Source organism: Candidatus Omnitrophota bacterium (genome assembly GCA_030688425.1).
In the GTDB taxonomy this organism is placed as follows: domain Bacteria; phylum Omnitrophota; class Gorgyraeia; order Zapsychrales; family JANLHA01; genus JAUYIB01.
Window position 1 is genome coordinate 39,206 of the sequence record JAUYIB010000012.1, and the last position, 14,809, is coordinate 54,014.

A 14,809-nucleotide genomic window follows, 5' to 3' on the forward strand; every position below is an offset into this window, starting at 1 on the left:
GTTTAATGGACGATGGTTCCGATTTTCTCGCCCAGCACCGCTTTTTTGATGTTGCCCGGTTTCAGGAGATCAAACACGACGATCGGCAGGTTATTGTCCATGCACATGCTGATGGCTGTGGCGTCCATGACCTTCAGGTTCTTCTTGAGGACGTCGATAAAACGCAATTCCTGGAATTTCTTGGCGGTCTTGTCCTTCATCGGATCGGCGGTGTACACGCCGTCGACCTTGGTGGCCTTCATGATCACGTCGGCGTCGATCTCCGCCGCGCGCAGGGCCGCCGCGGTGTCGGTGGTGAAATACGGATTTCCGGTCCCCGCCACAAAAATGACCACGCGATTTTTCTCCAGGTGCCGCATGGCCCGGCGGCGGATGTAGGGTTCGGCCACCGCGTGCATCTGGATCGCGGACATGACGCGGGTCGCAACGCCGACCTTTTCCAGGGCGTTCTGCAGGGCCAGGCCGTTGAGGACCGTGGCGAGCATGCCCATGTAATCGGCGACCGAACGGTCGAGGCCGAAGCGCTTGGAGGCCACCTGGCCGCGGAAGATGTTCCCGCCGCCGACCACCAGCGCCACCTTGGCCCCCATCTGGCAGACTTCCTTGATCTGGCTGGCCAGCGACGCGCACATCTCGGCGTCGATCCCGTGCTCCTGGGTGCCCATCATGGCCTCGCCGCTGAGCTTGAGAAGGACCCGCTTGTAGACAGGGCTTTTATTCACTCGTCCCCACCTTATATCTGAGGAAACGGCCGATACGGATGTTTTCGCCGATCTTCACCACCAGGGAATTCAGATAATCCTGGATGGTGATGCTTTCGTCGCGGACAAAGGTCTGGTCCAAAAGGCAGGTCTCCTTGAGGAACGTCTTCTGATCCGGCTGGGCCGCCAGGACGTCCTGGGGGACATCCTCCCGGCGGATATACCTGGGGGCCTTGGCGGCGATGTGCATCGCCAGGTCCTTGGTGAATTTGCAGAATTCCTCGCTGCGCGCCACAAAATCCGTCTCGCAGTTGACTTCCACCAGCGCGGCCAGCTTGTTGCCCATATGCACGTACGCCTCCACGCGGCCTTCCTTGGCCAGGCGGTCGCCTTTTTTAGCGAGGATTTCCGCCCCCCGCCTTTTCTGGAGAACATCTTTCGCCTTCTGAAGATCGCCGTGCGTTTCTTCGAGGGCCTTTTTGCAATCAATCACCCCGCAGGACGTGAGTTCACGGAGCTCTCGGATCATATCAGCTGAAACAACCATGGAATGACCTTCCTTTCAATTATCAAAAAGAGAAAAATTCTACCTAACAACGCCGTTGGGCTCGTCCTGTTTCGCGGTGGCATCGGACGGACCCTCTTGCGGCGCCGCGCCCTTGGCGGCCGGGACGGCGTCCTTGGACTTGATGGCCTCGGCCGTCATGAATTCCCTGCGGCCTTCCAGAACGCTGTCCGCGATCATCACGGTGATCTGCCGGATCGACTTGAGGGCGTCGTCGTTGCCCGGGACCGGATACTGGATCAAATCCGGGTCGCAGTTAGTGTCAATGAGCCCGATCACGGGGATCTTCAGGCGGTTCGCTTCCAGGACCGCGATCTCTTCTTTTTTAGAATCCACGATGAAGATGACCTGGGGCAACGTCTTCATTTCCCGGATCCCTCCGAGATCGCGAAGCAGCTTATCCCGCTCTTTGTTGATCTTGGCCACTTCTTTCTTGGTCAGGTTCAGAAGGACCCCGTCGGCTTCCAATTTTTCAATGCTGACAAGTTTTTCCAGGGATTTTCGGATTGTCTGGTAATTCGTGAGGAGACCGCCCATCCAGCGGTTGTTGATGAAGTGCATCTCGCAGCGCTTGGCTTCCGCGGCGATCACGTCCTGGGCCTGTTTCTTGGTCCCGACGAACAGGACCGTCCCGCCCTTGGCGGCCACCCCCCGGACGAAATCCCGGGCGATGTTGAGATGCTCGATGGTCTTTTCGAGGTCGATGATGTAGATGCCGCTGCGCTCGCCGAAGATGAACCTTTTCATCTTGGGATTCCAGCGCCTGGTCTGGTGTCCGAAATGGACCCCGCATTCCAACAACGTCTTCAACAGTTCTTCTGTCATTACATCCTCCGATCGACACCTGTGGGAGGCGATCCCGCCCGCTTCCAGCGCGGGGATCATTAACCCCGCTGTCCCTTGCGTTGCTGCGGGACAAGCAGCGGGGTTAATTCCGACAATGACTTGCGTTCACTTTCGTTCCGCAAGTCATGTCGTCATTAAGTGAACACAGGTGTTTTGATTGGCTCGGACCCTCCCGGCCCCTGCCGGATGGCATCCGCGGACACGCTTTCCTTCACTTCGTTCCGAAAGCCGTCCCTTTAAAATTGACCCTCTGCCGATTCCCCTGGGGGGGAATCAAATCGCCGAGGGTTACCCGCCCCACCGCCGCGAAAAGCCACAGGCAAGGCCTGTGATTTTCCGCGCGGGCGGATAAAGTTGTGAATCAGTATACCCAAAAATCTTTTTTATTGCAACCATTAAATGGTCCAACGGGTTGCCGGATCACGTAACCATAAACTGGGTTTCATACAGCCGCTGATAAAGCGGACAGGTCTTCAGGAGGTTGTCGTGCCGGCCCAGGCCGACCACCCGGCCCTGCTCAAGGACGACGATCTTGTCCGCGTTCACCACCGTGGAAAGGCGGTGGGCGATGGCGATGACGGTGCGTCCCTCCATCAGCTCATCCAGGGCCCTTTGAACGTATTTTTCCGATTCGGAATCCAGCTGGGACGTGGCTTCGTCCAGGATCAGGATCGGCGGGTTTTTCAGAATGGCCCGCGCGATGGCGATACGCTGTTTCTCCCCGCCCGACAGCCGGAACCCCCTGTCGCCGATCACCGTGTCGTAACCGTTCGGCATGGCATCGATGAAATGGTGGGCATAGGCCTTGTGCGCCGCCGCCTCGATTTCCGTCTTGCTGGCATCGGAATACCCGTAGGCGATATTGGCGCCGACCGTGTCATTGAACAAAAACGTCTCCTGGGCCACGATGCCGATCTGCCGCCGCAGGGACGGGAACGAGACCTCTCTCAGGTTCATCCCGTCGATCCGCACCTCGCCGCGGGACGGATCGTAGAACCGCGGGATCAGGTTGACCAGGGTCGTCTTCCCCGTCCCGGTCGGACCGACAATGGCGACCAGCTCCCCGACTTTGATCTCAAGGTTGATGTCTTTCAGGACCTGTCCCGACCGGTCCTCATACTGGAACGACACGCCGCGGAACTCGATCCCGCGCGTGATCGGCGGCAGGGCCCGGGCGCCGGCGGCTTCCTCCACCGACGGCTTCTGGTCCAGGATCTCGTAAATGCGGTCATTGGCGGCCAGGGCCTGCTGGGTCAGGGCGTTGACGTTGCCCAGTTTCTTGATCGGGCTGATGATGGACATGATGGACCCGAAAAACAGGACGAACACGCCGAACGACATCTGCTGGGCCATGACCTCCTTGCCGAGCCAAAGGATCAAAAGGACCCCGCAGACAGCCCCAAAAATTTCCGTGATCGGCGCGAGCCAGAGCAGGCGGCGCACCGATTTCATCTTGAGTTTATAAAAATCGTGGTTCTTGCCCCGGAAGCGGCCGCGCTCGTAATCTTCCGTGCAAAAGGCCTTGACCACCTTGATGCCGGAGATCGTTTCCAGGATGATGGAATTGATGTCCGCCATCCGTTCCTGGGACTGCTTGGACAGCTTGCGCAGGCGCCTGCCGATCAGGCTGATCGGATAGCCGATAAACGGAAACACAAAAAAGATGATCAGGGCGGCCTTGAAATACAGGGAAAACGCGATCGCGATGTACATCGCGATCATGAACGTCTGGCGGAAAAGGTCGGTCACGCCGTATGACACCGCGTTCTCGATGGCGGACACGTCGTTGGTGATCCTGGACATCAACTCCCCGGTCCGTTTCTCGCTGAAATAATCCAGGGACAGCGACTGGATCTTGGCATACAACTGCTGGCGCACGTCGCGCATCACCCTCTGGGAAACATCGTTCATCAGATACTGATAAAAATACACAAACACGTGTTTGATCAGCAAAAGGAGAAGAACCACGATCGGCGTCAGGGCGAACATCGTATCGGGGTCCATGCTGTTAAGATAATTCACCATGTCCACGACAAAAGACGGCATCTTGCCGGAGGGCAGGACGATGGGTTTTTGCGTGAAAATGCGGTCTGTCAGGGGGACGAGCAGGGACAGCTGGATGCCTTCAAAAACGCTGGAGACCAGCATGGCCAGGACCGCGCCAGAAAAGATCAGCTTGTGGCCTTTGAGAAACCTGAGGAGCTTTAAATAGTTTTTCATGGGTATGATGGACGGCGCCGGCCTGCCGGCCGCGCCAGGCAGGAAAATTGCTGTCTTGGGGATCGTATGACCCCGCGAAATGTTCGATATTAGCATATCGGTTGACTTTTGTCGAGGTCTTTGTTATAGTCGTTTGAAACGCGGCTGAAGGAAAATATTTTCCAGCGCCGTTTTCAGGCCGAAAGGCCGGAGCACGCAACTCATTGCGATCATATGGTTTAAATCCATCTTCTCGGGATACTGGAACTCCCTGGCCACCATGAAAAAGCTGAACGTCGGCATCATCGGGATCGGGCACCTGGGCGCGCGCCACCTCAAAGTTTACAGCGAGCTTGGCTCCCTGGTGAACATCGCCGGGGTCTGCGACATCAAGGCGGAGCGGACCCAGAAGCTGGCCGAACACTACAAAGTTCCCTTTTTTGAGAACTACCGCGACCTGGCCAGCCGGGTGGACGCGGTGAACATCTGCGTGCCCACCTCCCTGCACCACGAAATCGCCAAGTTTTTTCTGGCTCAGGGTGTTCCCGCCTTTGTGGAAAAGCCCATCACCACGACCGTAGAGCAGGCCGATGAACTCATCGCGCTGGCCGAACGGAAAAATCTCAAGCTCCAGGTCGGGCACGTTGAAAGGTTTAACTCCGCCTACCTGGCGATCAAACATTTCACGAAAAACCCCCTCTTCATCGAATGCCACCGGCTGAACAATTTTCCAAACCGGTCGCTGGACATCGGGGTGGTGCTGGACCTGATGATCCACGACATCGACATCGTCCTCGGCCTCAACGCCTGCGGGGTGAAAGATTTTCACGCGGTCGGCGTCAACGTGCTGACGAACCAGGAAGACATCGCGAGCGTGCGGATCCTCATGGAAAACGGCTGTGTCTGCAACCTGACCGCCAGCCGCGTCTCGGAAGAAGTCATGAGGAAAATCCGCATATTCCTCCCCGAGGCCTACATCTCCCTTGACTACGTCAAGCAGGAAGCCTTCATCTACAAAAAACACCAGCAGATGATTTTCAAACACGCCCTCCCCATCGAGAAGGAAGAGCCCCTAAAAAAAGAGCTGGAATCCTTTATCGAATGCGTGAGGGACGACAAGCCGCCGGTGGTTTCCGGCGTCGAGGGACGCCAGGCCCTGAAGGTCGCGATCGACATCTGCCAGATGATCATCAACGCGCGGCAGAAGGTCTTTGCCGAAAAATGATAACCGCCCCACCCCGGGCGCATCCCCGATAGTGACCCATCCAGCCAAACATATTTTCATCATCGCCGGAGAAGCGTCCGGCGACATCCACGCGGCGCACCTCGTCGCCGCCCTCAAGGCTCTCTCCCCGGACATCCGGGCTTCAGGGCTCGGGGGTCGGACCATGAAGGACGGCGGGGTGGAGCTCTTTGAGGACCTGACGCGTTTTGCCGTGGTGGGGTTCGTGGAAGTCCTGAAGCATTACGGCGAGTTCCGCCGGATCTTCGACGATTTCCTGCGGAAGGCCGAGAAGGTCCGGCCGGACTGCGTCATCCTGGTGGATTATCCGGGGTTCAATCTCCGGATGGCACGCGAGCTGAAAAAACGCGGGATCCCCGTCGTTTATTACATCAGCCCCCAGGTCTGGGCCTGGAAGGAAAACCGCGTGCGGCTGATGAAAGAATTCACCGATCTCATCCTTGTCCTGTTCCGGTTCGAAAAGGATTTTTACGCGAAACACGGGGTCCCCGTGGAATGGGTCGGGCATCCGCTCATCGATCAGCTTCCCCGGCCGCGCGCCGAGGTCAACCGGGCGTCGCCGGTCTTCGGCCTGCTCCCGGGCTCGCGCCACAAAGAGGTCCAGAACCTGCTCCCTCCCATGCTGAAGGCCGCGCGCCTTATCCGCGATCAGATCCCGTCGGCAAAATTCACCGTGCTCAAGGCCGGGACCATCCCTCAAAAAATGATCGAAGACCTTGTCCTTGATCTCCCTTTCAAGGTGGACATCGTCCGGGAGAACGTGCATGACGCCCTGAACCGGTGCGACGCGTGCCTGGTGGCGTCCGGTACCGCGACCCTGGAAACGGCCGTGCTCAACAAACCCATGATCGTCGTCTACCGGACGGCTGTCCTGACCTGGGTCCTGGCGCGCCTTCTCATCAAAATTCCCTGCATCGGATTGGTGAACGTCGTGGCGGGAGAAAAAATTGTTCCGGAATGCATCCAATTCCAGGCCACGGGGCCGGCCATCGCCCGCGAACTGCTGGCGCTGTGGAATGACGAGACCCGGTTTAAAACAATCAAATCACGGCTGGAAGACGTCCGGGCCTCCCTGGGCCCGCCCGGCGCGAGCGCGCGGGCCGCGCAGGCCGTCCTGAAACTTTTGTCCGGGAACGGTCAGCGGTAAGCCGGGGAGCAGTCTTCGGGGCAATTGCATTTGTTCTCAAACTGCCCGCAGGTGCCGTCGCCGCAGGGAAGGCAGACCGGCGCGGCGTAAGTCGAATTTTTCCCTTCCATGTCGCATCTTCCGTCGATAAAATCGATCCCGCAACGCCGCACCATCCCGTCGCAGCATTCGGCGTCCGGCCAGGGGTAACCCGTGTCGCCGCACATCGGAAGTTCGTCCCTCCTGCGCTCATAACAGGCCTTTCCCCCGGAGCAGTCCGGCACAAGCTCACAATACAGCGCCGGGCAGCTCCCCGCAGGAATCTGAAAGCACGCCCGGGGCTGGCACCGGGGTTCGCACTGCGGGCCAGCCTGCCCCGGGGCGCAGCGGACTTCGCAATACTCCGGGCACTTTCCGCTTTTCTTGGCCTCGTCCAGGCATTTCTGCTCGAACGTCACGGATTTCGGGGCCGCATCGGGCAGCCCCTTCCCGGGGAAGATGACCATGACCGGCAAAACAAAACATAAAAACAAACGGGGAAAAACTTTCATGCGTCACCGTCTTGGGGCTGATAGTCGCGGTTCATGAATTTTTTTCTTTTGCTGTCCATCTTATCATGCGCCTTGGGGCCGATCAAGACCTGGGCGACCTTGCGGTCGGGGATCCGGCAGCTCATCAGGCGCGTGGTCGCGAAGATCTCCATTTTATCGCCGGGATTTCCGGAGAGCTCATAAACGTCCATGAACGGCAAAAGCCGCGTCAGGATCTCTTGGTTATACGGATTAAAACATTTTGTCTTTTGGACATAGTCCCCGGCCTCGCGCCCGGCCTTGTCCAGGGCCTCCCCCCGGCTTTTGGCCTTGATCAACAGGACCCTCTCCTCCACCAGGGTCGCGTCAGGATCGTAAAACAGGTCCGGCTTTTCAGGCCGGGTCTCGACCGTCGAGCGGTACAGGGTCTTCACGGCGAACCATTTCATACGGGGCTCCGATGCTCAAATTTTCTCGACCGCAGGCGACGGCACCCAGCCGGCCTTGCCGTCCGCCCGCTCGATCTTTGTCCACGCGCCTTCGGCCCTGAGCACTTTGATCCTCTGCCCTTCCGGCACTTCAAAATGCACAGTGGCTTCTTCCCTCGGCTCAAAGCGGGCGCTGGTTTTGGCCACCGCCAGGGCGTTGTCCCTCCCTCCTCCGGCCGAAACCGCGAATCCCGCGCTGAACAGCAGGGCGAGGCAGCAAAAAAGGACCGGGAGCCCGCGGCCGCCGCCTCTCTGGAGAGACAGCAGATGGAGAACCGCCGCCAAAAACGCGAAGGCCAGGGCCAAAAGAATCATCTCCTCATCGGTTAACAAAGCCAGCGCCCCGGCGATTTTTTCCCGCCATTCCGCGCCGGTGGCGGGGATGGACGGGACGTCCAGCAGGGACAGCGCGTATTCATGATTCGCCTTCAAATCCTGATCCCGGGGGATCAATTTTCCCGCGCGTTCGTAATTCAAGACCGCTTTCCCCAGCGCGCCTTTTTTGAAATAACAGTTGGCCAGGTTGTAATAGACCGGGCCGCTTTCCAGCCCCTTGCGCACGATCTCTTCGTAATACACGGCGGCCTGGTCATAATGCCCGTCCTTGTAGGCCATGCCCGCCTTGACAAACAGCGTCAATGCCTCATCGGCCTTCCCTCCCGGCCCGGCGGCGGCAACACCCCGCAGGCCGCAGACAGAGAGGAGCAACAGCGCCAGGACCGCAAATATTCCAGGGATCTTTTTCATCGGCGAGACCTCTCAAAATAATCAATGACATCCCGGCACGCGGCCAGGCTCGATGACATTTTCGCCTGGTCCAGATCCACGGCCGCGTAGCGGACCATTTCACAATCCTGCAGGATGTTTTTGATCTTGGTTTCCACCGACTTGGAGACCGACAGATCTTCCAGGGCCCGGCCGATCGCTCCGGTCGTCATCGCCCCGGCCGCCACGCCGCATTTCTCCGAAAGATAATCCTGCAGGGTCTTGAAAAGCGCGTCATAAAAGTCCCTCTGGACCCCCTTGCGCAGCAGGCCTTCGGCGCGGGCCAGATTGTTCCGCGCTTTCCGGGGAGCGGTGAGTTTCTGGGCAAAGGCCTGATCGGTCCGCATCCGGTGCTTGAAGTGGTAGGCCGCGTCGGCGGCGACCCACCCGATGATGCCGGCCGCGGTAAGAACATAAAACCACCAGGCGTGATAAACCCGGTGGCCGACCGGGCGAAAACGCCCGGGCCGTTCCTTGATAAAGCTGATGTCCCGGCCCAGAACTTCCTTCCCCTCGGGTTCGGAGGACGGGACGGCCACCACCGGGGCACCGGACTCTGCGGCCGCAGGGCTGACCTTGACGGGAAACGGCCCGCGGGTGACGGTCTTGTACTGCCCGGTCTCCACGTCAAAATATGAAAAGGAGACCGCCGGGATTTCTTGGAGCGCGGCGTCCTTGGGGATCACGACCTGTTCCAGGACCTTCTTGCCGTCCTCCTCCCGGACCTGGGGGTCATAGACCTTGAAGTGTTCCTGGTCCTTGAACTGGGGCATCACGGCGTCCTTCAAACTCCCGTCGCCGGACACCTGGAAACGCGCGGTCAGGGGGTCGCCGACTTTCACCTCCGCCGGGTTGACCGCGGCCTCAAAATCGAAACGGCCGACGGCTCCGGAGAAATCCGCAGGCTTGCCGTCTTCCGGCACCGGCAGGACCCTAAGGCCCAGGTCCGCCGACTTCACGTTGACCGAGCGCCATTCCTGCGACAGGATCCCCTTGAAAATATCATCCTGAAAAATGCCCGGAAGATCGTCAAACAGGGACGAACTCTGCCCCGTGTCCACCAGGATCTGGCAAACCAGTTCGGCCGGACCCAGCGTCAGGCTTCCGGTCTGGCGGGGATACACGTAGGCCTTGAACTCGATGACCTCGTAGGCCTCTCCCCCCAGTTCCTGGCCGTAACGGCGGGAATCCAGCTTGGTGTCCACGTCGAATCCCTCGCGTTTGAAATCGATGTTGGACACGGGACGGACGTTCTCATTCTGCGCGATGTAAAGCTTGATGGTCAGGGGGACCTTTTCGTTCACATAGACTTCGCGTTTCGGCACGCTCAAAACCAGAAAAACTTTACCGCTCATGCCCGTTCCGACGCCGGCGGCCTGGGGAGGAACCGCTCCGCCCGGCGCGACGTTGAGCGTGATCGGATCGGTCGAGTAGCTTTTCCCGTCAACCGTGACCGTGACCGCCGGGATTTCATACTGTCCGGCCTGTTCGGGAAAAAGATGATAAATATATGAGACGGTGCTCGAATACCGGCCGTTGACGACAACAAATTTGGTCGAGGGCCCGACGAACCGGACCTTCACGCCCTTGATGTCCGGGAGCTGGATCGGCGGCATGGCCTGGACTCCGGTGAAGGTCAATGTCAGCTGGACGGTCTCGCCGGCTTCCGGCTGAAAGTTGCTCACTTCGGCCTTGAACGTGATGTCCTGCGCGAGTGCCGCAGAGGCCAGGCAAAGGGTTGCCACCCCGATCCCCGCCAGGGACCGGACCGTCCGTCGGAACGTTCTCCTCAAATTTTGATGCTCTGTGTTCATAGCAAAAATCTACCAGTCTTTGAGAACAGGAATTTTTCGTCCTTTGCCGCGGACGAAATTCAGCAGGCCGCGCGGCTCCTGGTTCTGCTGATAATGATCCACAAGCCGCTCGGCATGTTTGCGGGAATATTCTCCCCCCTGGCCTTCGTCCGGGGCGGTCATGGCCGATGTCCCCTGTTCCGGCGGGGCCTGAGCCCTCTGATAGTCTCCGGCCTGGTCCTCTCCGGATTTTTGCGAAGCCCCATAGGGCTCGGCATCCGGGGACGTTTGCTGTTCCGGCGCGCCCCGCGGCTGTTCATCCCCGGCGGCCTGCTCTTTATTTTCCTGCGGATCCTGCTGACGACCGTCGGGGTCAGATTCCTGGTCAGGGCTCTCGCCGTCATGCAGAGAATCTTCCATCTGCTCCTTGCCCTTCCCGAACGGCTGGGGATTCGATTTCGCGCTGTTCATGGCGCTGGAAAAGGGGACCTTGTCATTCTTCCCCATCCCCGGCATTTTGAGAGGATACTTCGGGAATTCCTGCTTTCGTTCCTCCTCTTTTTTCAAACGGTCCAGCTCTCTTTTCACCAGGTCATGATTGTATTTTGCGTCGGCGTCCTGCTGGTCCAAGTCCATGGCCCTCTCGTAATGGCGCAGGGAATCTTCGAGCGTCTTGATCGCAAATTTGCGGTCCTGGCCGGCTTTCATCACGCCTTCTTTATACCGGGCGTTCCCGAGATTATAGTGCGTCTTCTGGCGAAGCCCGGGATCATCGGCCAACAGCGATTTTTGCAAATGCCCGGCGGCCTTGGGATAATCCCCCAGCTTGTAATAAGCCGTGCCCAGATTAAAATTCACCAGCGGCGCATTCTCGTCCTTTCGCAGGGCCTTTTCATAACTCGCCCGGGACGACACGTATTCCCCGTTCCGGTAATACGCATTGCCCTGTTCCACATATTTTGACGTCTGGGAAGCGCCGGCTGTCTGTGCTGAGAAAAAGAGCAAAGCCGCCATCAAGAAAACGCAGGGCCTCATATGAACTTTGCCTTTCTGGGGACAAGGCATGTCTCCCAAACCAGGAGGACCAGGGCCAGGGCCAGCGGAACCTGGAACCGGTCAAAGTATTTTTTCTCCACACGGGTCTCCAGGTCACGGCGCTCCATCTTCGCCAGTTCCCGGTCATAGATCATATCCAGGCCGAACTGGGCCCCGCTGGCCCGGACATACATCCCGCCGGTGGCCAGGGCGACCTTCTGCAAAAGATCTTCGTTGAGCCGGGACTTGACGAAATTGCCGTTCTCATCTTTCAGGAATTCATGCCCGCCGACCATGTCCTGGACCCGGACCAGATCGCCCTCTTTGGTGCCGATCCCCACACAATAAACTTTGATGCCTTTCTCTTTGGCCCGCCGGGCCATGGCCAGGGGATCACCCTCCAGGTTCTCCCCATCGGTCACGATCACCACCGCCTTGTATTTGGCCGGGACGTTTTCATATTCTTTCAGGGCCTCCGACATGGCCTGGGACAGGTTGGTGCCTCCCCGGGGCACCGAGGTCACGTCCAGGTCCTCCAGGCTGAGCAAAAATCCGCCGTAATCCACGGTGAGCGGGCAGAACAAAAACGCGTCGCCGGCGAACCCGATCAGGCCGATCCTGTCGCCCTTGAGTTTTTTGATCAGGTCCTTGACCGCCAGTTTCGTCCGCTCCAGGCGGTTAGGCTTGACGTCTTCCGTCAGCATGCTTTTTGAGACGTCGATCGCCAAAAGGATGTCAATCCCCTGCCGTTTCACTTCCTGCAATTCAAAGCCCCATTGCGGCCGGGCCGCCGCGATCACGCCCAGAGCCAGGGCGCCGCAGAGCAAAAGGATCTTCCGCGTTTCCTGCGCGAGGTCCCAGCTCGCGGCCAGATGCTCGGCCAGATGCGGCTGGGCAAAACGTTGCAGAATTTTCTGCTTGCGTTTCAGCGCCCAAAAAAGGAATAGCCCCGCCAGCGCCGCCAGCCATAAGCCATGAAGAAATTCCGGTTGTTCAAAACGCATCAAGGGATCCTGAAAAATAGTGTGTTCGACAAGAAAAATTCCGCGGCCAGGGCCGCGACAGCCGCCAGCAGGAACCAGATGAACATTTCCTGGTATTCTTTATACCCCTGGATCTCCAATTTCGTTTTTTCCAGGGCGTCGATCTCCTTATAAATTTCCCGGAGTCCCTGCGTGTCCGCCGCCCGAAAATACTTTCCTCCCGTGGCGGACGCGATCCCCTTGAGGGTCGCCTCATCGATTTCCGCAACGTTCTTGAACACGTAGGTCAAATCAAATCCGTCCCGGACCGGGGTCAGGACCGACTGCTCGCTGCCCGCACCGATGGTATAGACCTTGATCCCCATGGCCTTGGCCGCCCTGGCCGCCTCTTCTGGAGGAATATCTCCGGCGTTATTGACGCCGTCGGTCAACAGGATCATGACCTTGCTCTTGGCCTGACTGTTCTTGAGCCGGGCCAGCCCCGAGGTGATCGCCGAACCGATCGCGGTCCCGTCCGGGGAGATCAGGCCGGCCTCCACGCGTTCCAGATTTCTCTTCAGCCAGCCGTAATCCGTGGTCAGGGGACTGACGGTGTAAGCCACACCGGCAAAGGCCACCAGCCCGATCTGGTCGTTCTTGCGGCCCTCGACAAACTCCTTCGCCACCTGCTTGGCCACGAAAAGCCGGCTGCGAGACGAACCGCCGAGCTGAAAATCCTGCGCCCGCATACTGCCCGACGCATCGAGCAGAAGGACAATGTCGATCCCCTCCGCCTTGAACTCGGTTTCCTGCAGAACGCCGCGGGGCCCGGCCAGGGCGAGCACCGCGATCGCGACAGCCAGCAGGCGAAGGGCCAGAGGGATTCCCCGGAATCGCGTCTTCCACGTGCGCCCCAGCGAACCGAGCAGATCCCTTGACGGGAAACGGATGCCGGGAATTCTTTGCCCCGACCGGAACAGAACAATGAACACCAGCAGAAACGGGATCAGGATCGTTATCCAGGGGTCTTTGAAAATCATTTTACGAAATGTTCCTTGGGATTCACGCGCGTCTCCTCCACCAGCCGTTTCGCCGAATCAAAACTCGCCTCCATCTCCTCGGGATTGGAACCGTACTTGGCGAACTTGACCTTGTCGCACCGGCCCAGAAAATCCCTGAGAAGACCCTTGTGGTCCGCCGAAAGGGACCCGGACTCACCCAGCCGGCTGAGAAATTCCTGGGTCGTCATTTCCGGGGCGTGGATCTGAAAACGCTCTTCAACGTAACGGCGGACAATGTCGGACAACCGGGTGTAATAATCTTTCGCCAAGCCCTGGGACGGCAGATTGTCCTGGCGGAGACGCCCCAGCCGCTCCAACGCCGCGTCCCAGGCCGCGACGCGGGGCGCCTGACGCTGGCTTGCCTTCCGGATCCAGTCTACAAAAAACATTGCCAGGGGAGCGGCGATGAGGGTAAACAGAATAAAATACATCAACATCATCCAGAAATAACTGTGCGGAACATCCACAGGCGCCTTGACGTCGCGGATATCCTCCACAATGGCATTGGACGAGGCCCAGACAGCCGATATGTCCACAAGGATCCTCATGACGCGTGCCTCAGCCGGCGGCGGCGTTTCAGAAAGAATTTGACCATCTCATTGAGGTAAGGAGCATCCGTGGTCAACTCGATGTGGTCGACCCCGACAGATGCAAAAAGCCGGTTTCTCCGTTGGAGACGTGACGAGGCCTCCTGGCGGTAAATTTCCCGCACCCGCTTCTCCGAGGTATCCACCACCGCCTGCTCTCCGGTCTCCGCGTCTTCGATCGTGATCAGCCCGCAATCCGGGAGGTCTTTTTCCCGGGGGTCGGTCAGAGTCACCGCGATGACATCGTGCCTCCGGTCAGCGATGGACAGGGCCGTCCGCAGGGATGTCGTATCCACAGAGGCCGTGACAAGTTCACTCTTGGGGGCCGGCGGTTCCAGGAAATCGGAGATGACAAAAACGACACAACGGCGGGTGGTGACCTTGCTCAAGAATTCCAGCGCCTCGGTGATGTCGGTCCCCGGACGCCGGGGCTGGAAATACAGGACTTCCCGCACGACGCGCAGGACATTCTTGAGCCCTTTCCGGGCCGGGAGGTATTTTTCCACGCGGTCGGTGAAGATCACCAATCCGACCTTGTCGTTGTTGCGGATCGCGCTGAAGGCCAGCAGGGACGCGATCTCGGCGGCGAGCCGGCTTTTGAGCTGGTTGACGGTGGCGAACTGGCAGGACGCCGAGGCATCGACGAGGATCATCACGCTGAGCTCCCGCTCCTCGACGTATTTCTTGATGTGCGGGCGGCCGGTCCGGGCGGTGACGTTCCAGTCGATGGAACGGATGTCGTCCCCGGGCTGGTACTCCCTCACCTCGTCGAATTCCATGCCGCGGCCCTTGAACACACTGTGATACTGGCCGGCAAAAACGTCCGTCACCATGCGTGACGTGGTGATCTGGATCCTGCGGACTTTCTGGAAAACGTCTTTGGGAATCATAGGCAGCGCATGGCGGGA

Annotated in this window: 15 protein-coding genes; 2 read left to right on the forward strand and 13 right to left on the reverse strand. The window is 58.9% G+C overall.

Features of this window, described 5'->3' with window-relative positions; genetic code table 11:
* Nucleotides 1-2: 2 nt before the first annotated feature.
* From pyrH to Q8Q08_01250, 4 genes are all read right to left on the reverse strand, one after another.
* Nucleotides 3-722, reverse strand: a complete 720-nt coding sequence (gene pyrH / locus Q8Q08_01235; protein ID MDP2652633.1) for a UMP kinase — start codon at nucleotides 720-722, stop codon at nucleotides 3-5.
* Nucleotides 715-1,248, reverse strand: coding sequence for an elongation factor Ts (gene tsf / locus Q8Q08_01240; protein ID MDP2652634.1), 534 nt, complete (start codon nucleotides 1,246-1,248; stop codon nucleotides 715-717). The genes pyrH and tsf overlap by 8 nt, the downstream gene beginning before the upstream one ends.
* 39 nt (nucleotides 1,249-1,287) lie before the next feature.
* Entirely contained in the window at nucleotides 1,288-2,091 is an 804-nt protein-coding gene (gene rpsB, locus Q8Q08_01245) for a 30S ribosomal protein S2 (protein MDP2652635.1), read from the reverse strand.
* A gap of 441 nt (nucleotides 2,092-2,532) precedes the next feature.
* Entirely contained in the window at nucleotides 2,533-4,332 is a 1,800-nt protein-coding gene (locus tag Q8Q08_01250; protein MDP2652636.1) for an ABC transporter ATP-binding protein, read from the reverse strand.
* A gap of 259 nt (nucleotides 4,333-4,591) precedes the next feature.
* On the opposite strand from Q8Q08_01250, the gene Q8Q08_01255 reads away from it, so the two are divergent.
* Together Q8Q08_01255 and lpxB are read left to right on the forward strand one after the other, a co-directional pair.
* On the forward strand, nucleotides 4,592-5,536 hold the full coding sequence (locus Q8Q08_01255; GenBank protein MDP2652637.1) for a Gfo/Idh/MocA family oxidoreductase: 945 nt from the start codon (nucleotides 4,592-4,594) through the stop codon (nucleotides 5,534-5,536).
* Between the two features lie 31 nt (nucleotides 5,537-5,567).
* Nucleotides 5,568-6,701, forward strand: a complete 1,134-nt coding sequence (gene lpxB, locus Q8Q08_01260; GenBank protein ID MDP2652638.1) for a lipid-A-disaccharide synthase — start codon at nucleotides 5,568-5,570, stop codon at nucleotides 6,699-6,701.
* Here lpxB and Q8Q08_01265 read toward each other — a convergent pair.
* From Q8Q08_01265 to Q8Q08_01305, 9 genes are read right to left on the reverse strand one after another with little or no spacing between them, the layout of a single operon-like run.
* Nucleotides 6,692-7,231 (reverse strand): hypothetical protein, encoded by a 540-nt coding sequence (locus Q8Q08_01265; GenBank protein ID MDP2652639.1) that lies wholly within the window; start codon nucleotides 7,229-7,231, stop codon nucleotides 6,692-6,694. The two genes, lpxB and Q8Q08_01265, sit on opposite strands and share 10 nt — an antisense overlap.
* Nucleotides 7,228-7,659: a DUF4288 domain-containing protein gene (locus tag Q8Q08_01270; GenBank protein ID MDP2652640.1), complete on the reverse strand. Its 432-nt coding sequence runs from the start codon at nucleotides 7,657-7,659 to the stop codon at nucleotides 7,228-7,230. Before Q8Q08_01270 ends, Q8Q08_01265 begins: the two co-directional genes overlap by 4 nt.
* A gap of 15 nt (nucleotides 7,660-7,674) precedes the next feature.
* Nucleotides 7,675-8,445 (reverse strand): SH3 domain-containing protein, encoded by a 771-nt coding sequence (locus tag Q8Q08_01275; GenBank protein MDP2652641.1) that lies wholly within the window; start codon nucleotides 8,443-8,445, stop codon nucleotides 7,675-7,677.
* On the reverse strand, nucleotides 8,442-10,277 hold the full coding sequence (locus Q8Q08_01280; GenBank protein ID MDP2652642.1) for a BatD family protein: 1,836 nt from the start codon (nucleotides 10,275-10,277) through the stop codon (nucleotides 8,442-8,444). The genes Q8Q08_01275 and Q8Q08_01280 overlap by 4 nt, the downstream gene beginning before the upstream one ends.
* 9 nt (nucleotides 10,278-10,286) lie before the next feature.
* Nucleotides 10,287-11,291, reverse strand: coding sequence for a tetratricopeptide repeat protein (locus tag Q8Q08_01285; GenBank protein MDP2652643.1), 1,005 nt, complete (start codon nucleotides 11,289-11,291; stop codon nucleotides 10,287-10,289).
* Nucleotides 11,288-12,295 carry a VWA domain-containing protein gene (locus Q8Q08_01290; protein ID MDP2652644.1) on the reverse strand — a complete coding sequence of 336 codons (1,008 nt, stop codon included), beginning with the start codon at nucleotides 12,293-12,295 and terminating at the stop codon, nucleotides 11,288-11,290. The genes Q8Q08_01285 and Q8Q08_01290 overlap by 4 nt, the downstream gene beginning before the upstream one ends.
* Nucleotides 12,295-13,293, reverse strand: a complete 999-nt coding sequence (locus Q8Q08_01295; GenBank protein ID MDP2652645.1) for a VWA domain-containing protein — start codon at nucleotides 13,291-13,293, stop codon at nucleotides 12,295-12,297. The genes Q8Q08_01290 and Q8Q08_01295 overlap by 1 nt, the downstream gene beginning before the upstream one ends.
* Nucleotides 13,290-13,862 (reverse strand): hypothetical protein, encoded by a 573-nt coding sequence (locus Q8Q08_01300; protein MDP2652646.1) that lies wholly within the window; start codon nucleotides 13,860-13,862, stop codon nucleotides 13,290-13,292. The genes Q8Q08_01295 and Q8Q08_01300 overlap by 4 nt, the downstream gene beginning before the upstream one ends.
* On the reverse strand, nucleotides 13,859-14,791 hold the full coding sequence (locus Q8Q08_01305; GenBank protein MDP2652647.1) for a DUF58 domain-containing protein: 933 nt from the start codon (nucleotides 14,789-14,791) through the stop codon (nucleotides 13,859-13,861). Before Q8Q08_01305 ends, Q8Q08_01300 begins: the two co-directional genes overlap by 4 nt.
* Nucleotides 14,792-14,809: the final 18 nt, after the last annotated feature.

Coding starts and splice junctions, on each gene's coding strand:
- tsf (MDP2652634.1), bottom strand. CDS start 1,248: ATGGTTGTTTCAGCTGATATGATCCGAGAGCTCCGTGAACTCACGTCC.
- rpsB (MDP2652635.1), bottom strand. CDS start 2,091: ATGACAGAAGAACTGTTGAAGACGTTGTTGGAATGCGGGGTCCATTTC.
- Q8Q08_01250 (MDP2652636.1), bottom strand. CDS start 4,332: ATGAAAAACTATTTAAAGCTCCTCAGGTTTCTCAAAGGCCACAAGCTG.
- Q8Q08_01255 (MDP2652637.1), top strand. CDS start 4,592: ATGAAAAAGCTGAACGTCGGCATCATCGGGATCGGGCACCTGGGCGCG.
- Q8Q08_01265 (MDP2652639.1), bottom strand. CDS start 7,231: ATGAAAGTTTTTCCCCGTTTGTTTTTATGTTTTGTTTTGCCGGTCATG.
- Q8Q08_01270 (MDP2652640.1), bottom strand. CDS start 7,659: ATGAAATGGTTCGCCGTGAAGACCCTGTACCGCTCGACGGTCGAGACC.
- Q8Q08_01275 (MDP2652641.1), bottom strand. CDS start 8,445: ATGAAAAAGATCCCTGGAATATTTGCGGTCCTGGCGCTGTTGCTCCTC.
- Q8Q08_01280 (MDP2652642.1), bottom strand. CDS start 10,277: ATGAACACAGAGCATCAAAATTTGAGGAGAACGTTCCGACGGACGGTC.
- Q8Q08_01285 (MDP2652643.1), bottom strand. CDS start 11,291: ATGAGGCCCTGCGTTTTCTTGATGGCGGCTTTGCTCTTTTTCTCAGCA.
- Q8Q08_01290 (MDP2652644.1), bottom strand. CDS start 12,295: ATGCGTTTTGAACAACCGGAATTTCTTCATGGCTTATGGCTGGCGGCG.
- Q8Q08_01295 (MDP2652645.1), bottom strand. CDS start 13,293: ATGATTTTCAAAGACCCCTGGATAACGATCCTGATCCCGTTTCTGCTG.
- Q8Q08_01300 (MDP2652646.1), bottom strand. CDS start 13,862: ATGAGGATCCTTGTGGACATATCGGCTGTCTGGGCCTCGTCCAATGCC.
- Q8Q08_01305 (MDP2652647.1), bottom strand. CDS start 14,791: ATGATTCCCAAAGACGTTTTCCAGAAAGTCCGCAGGATCCAGATCACC.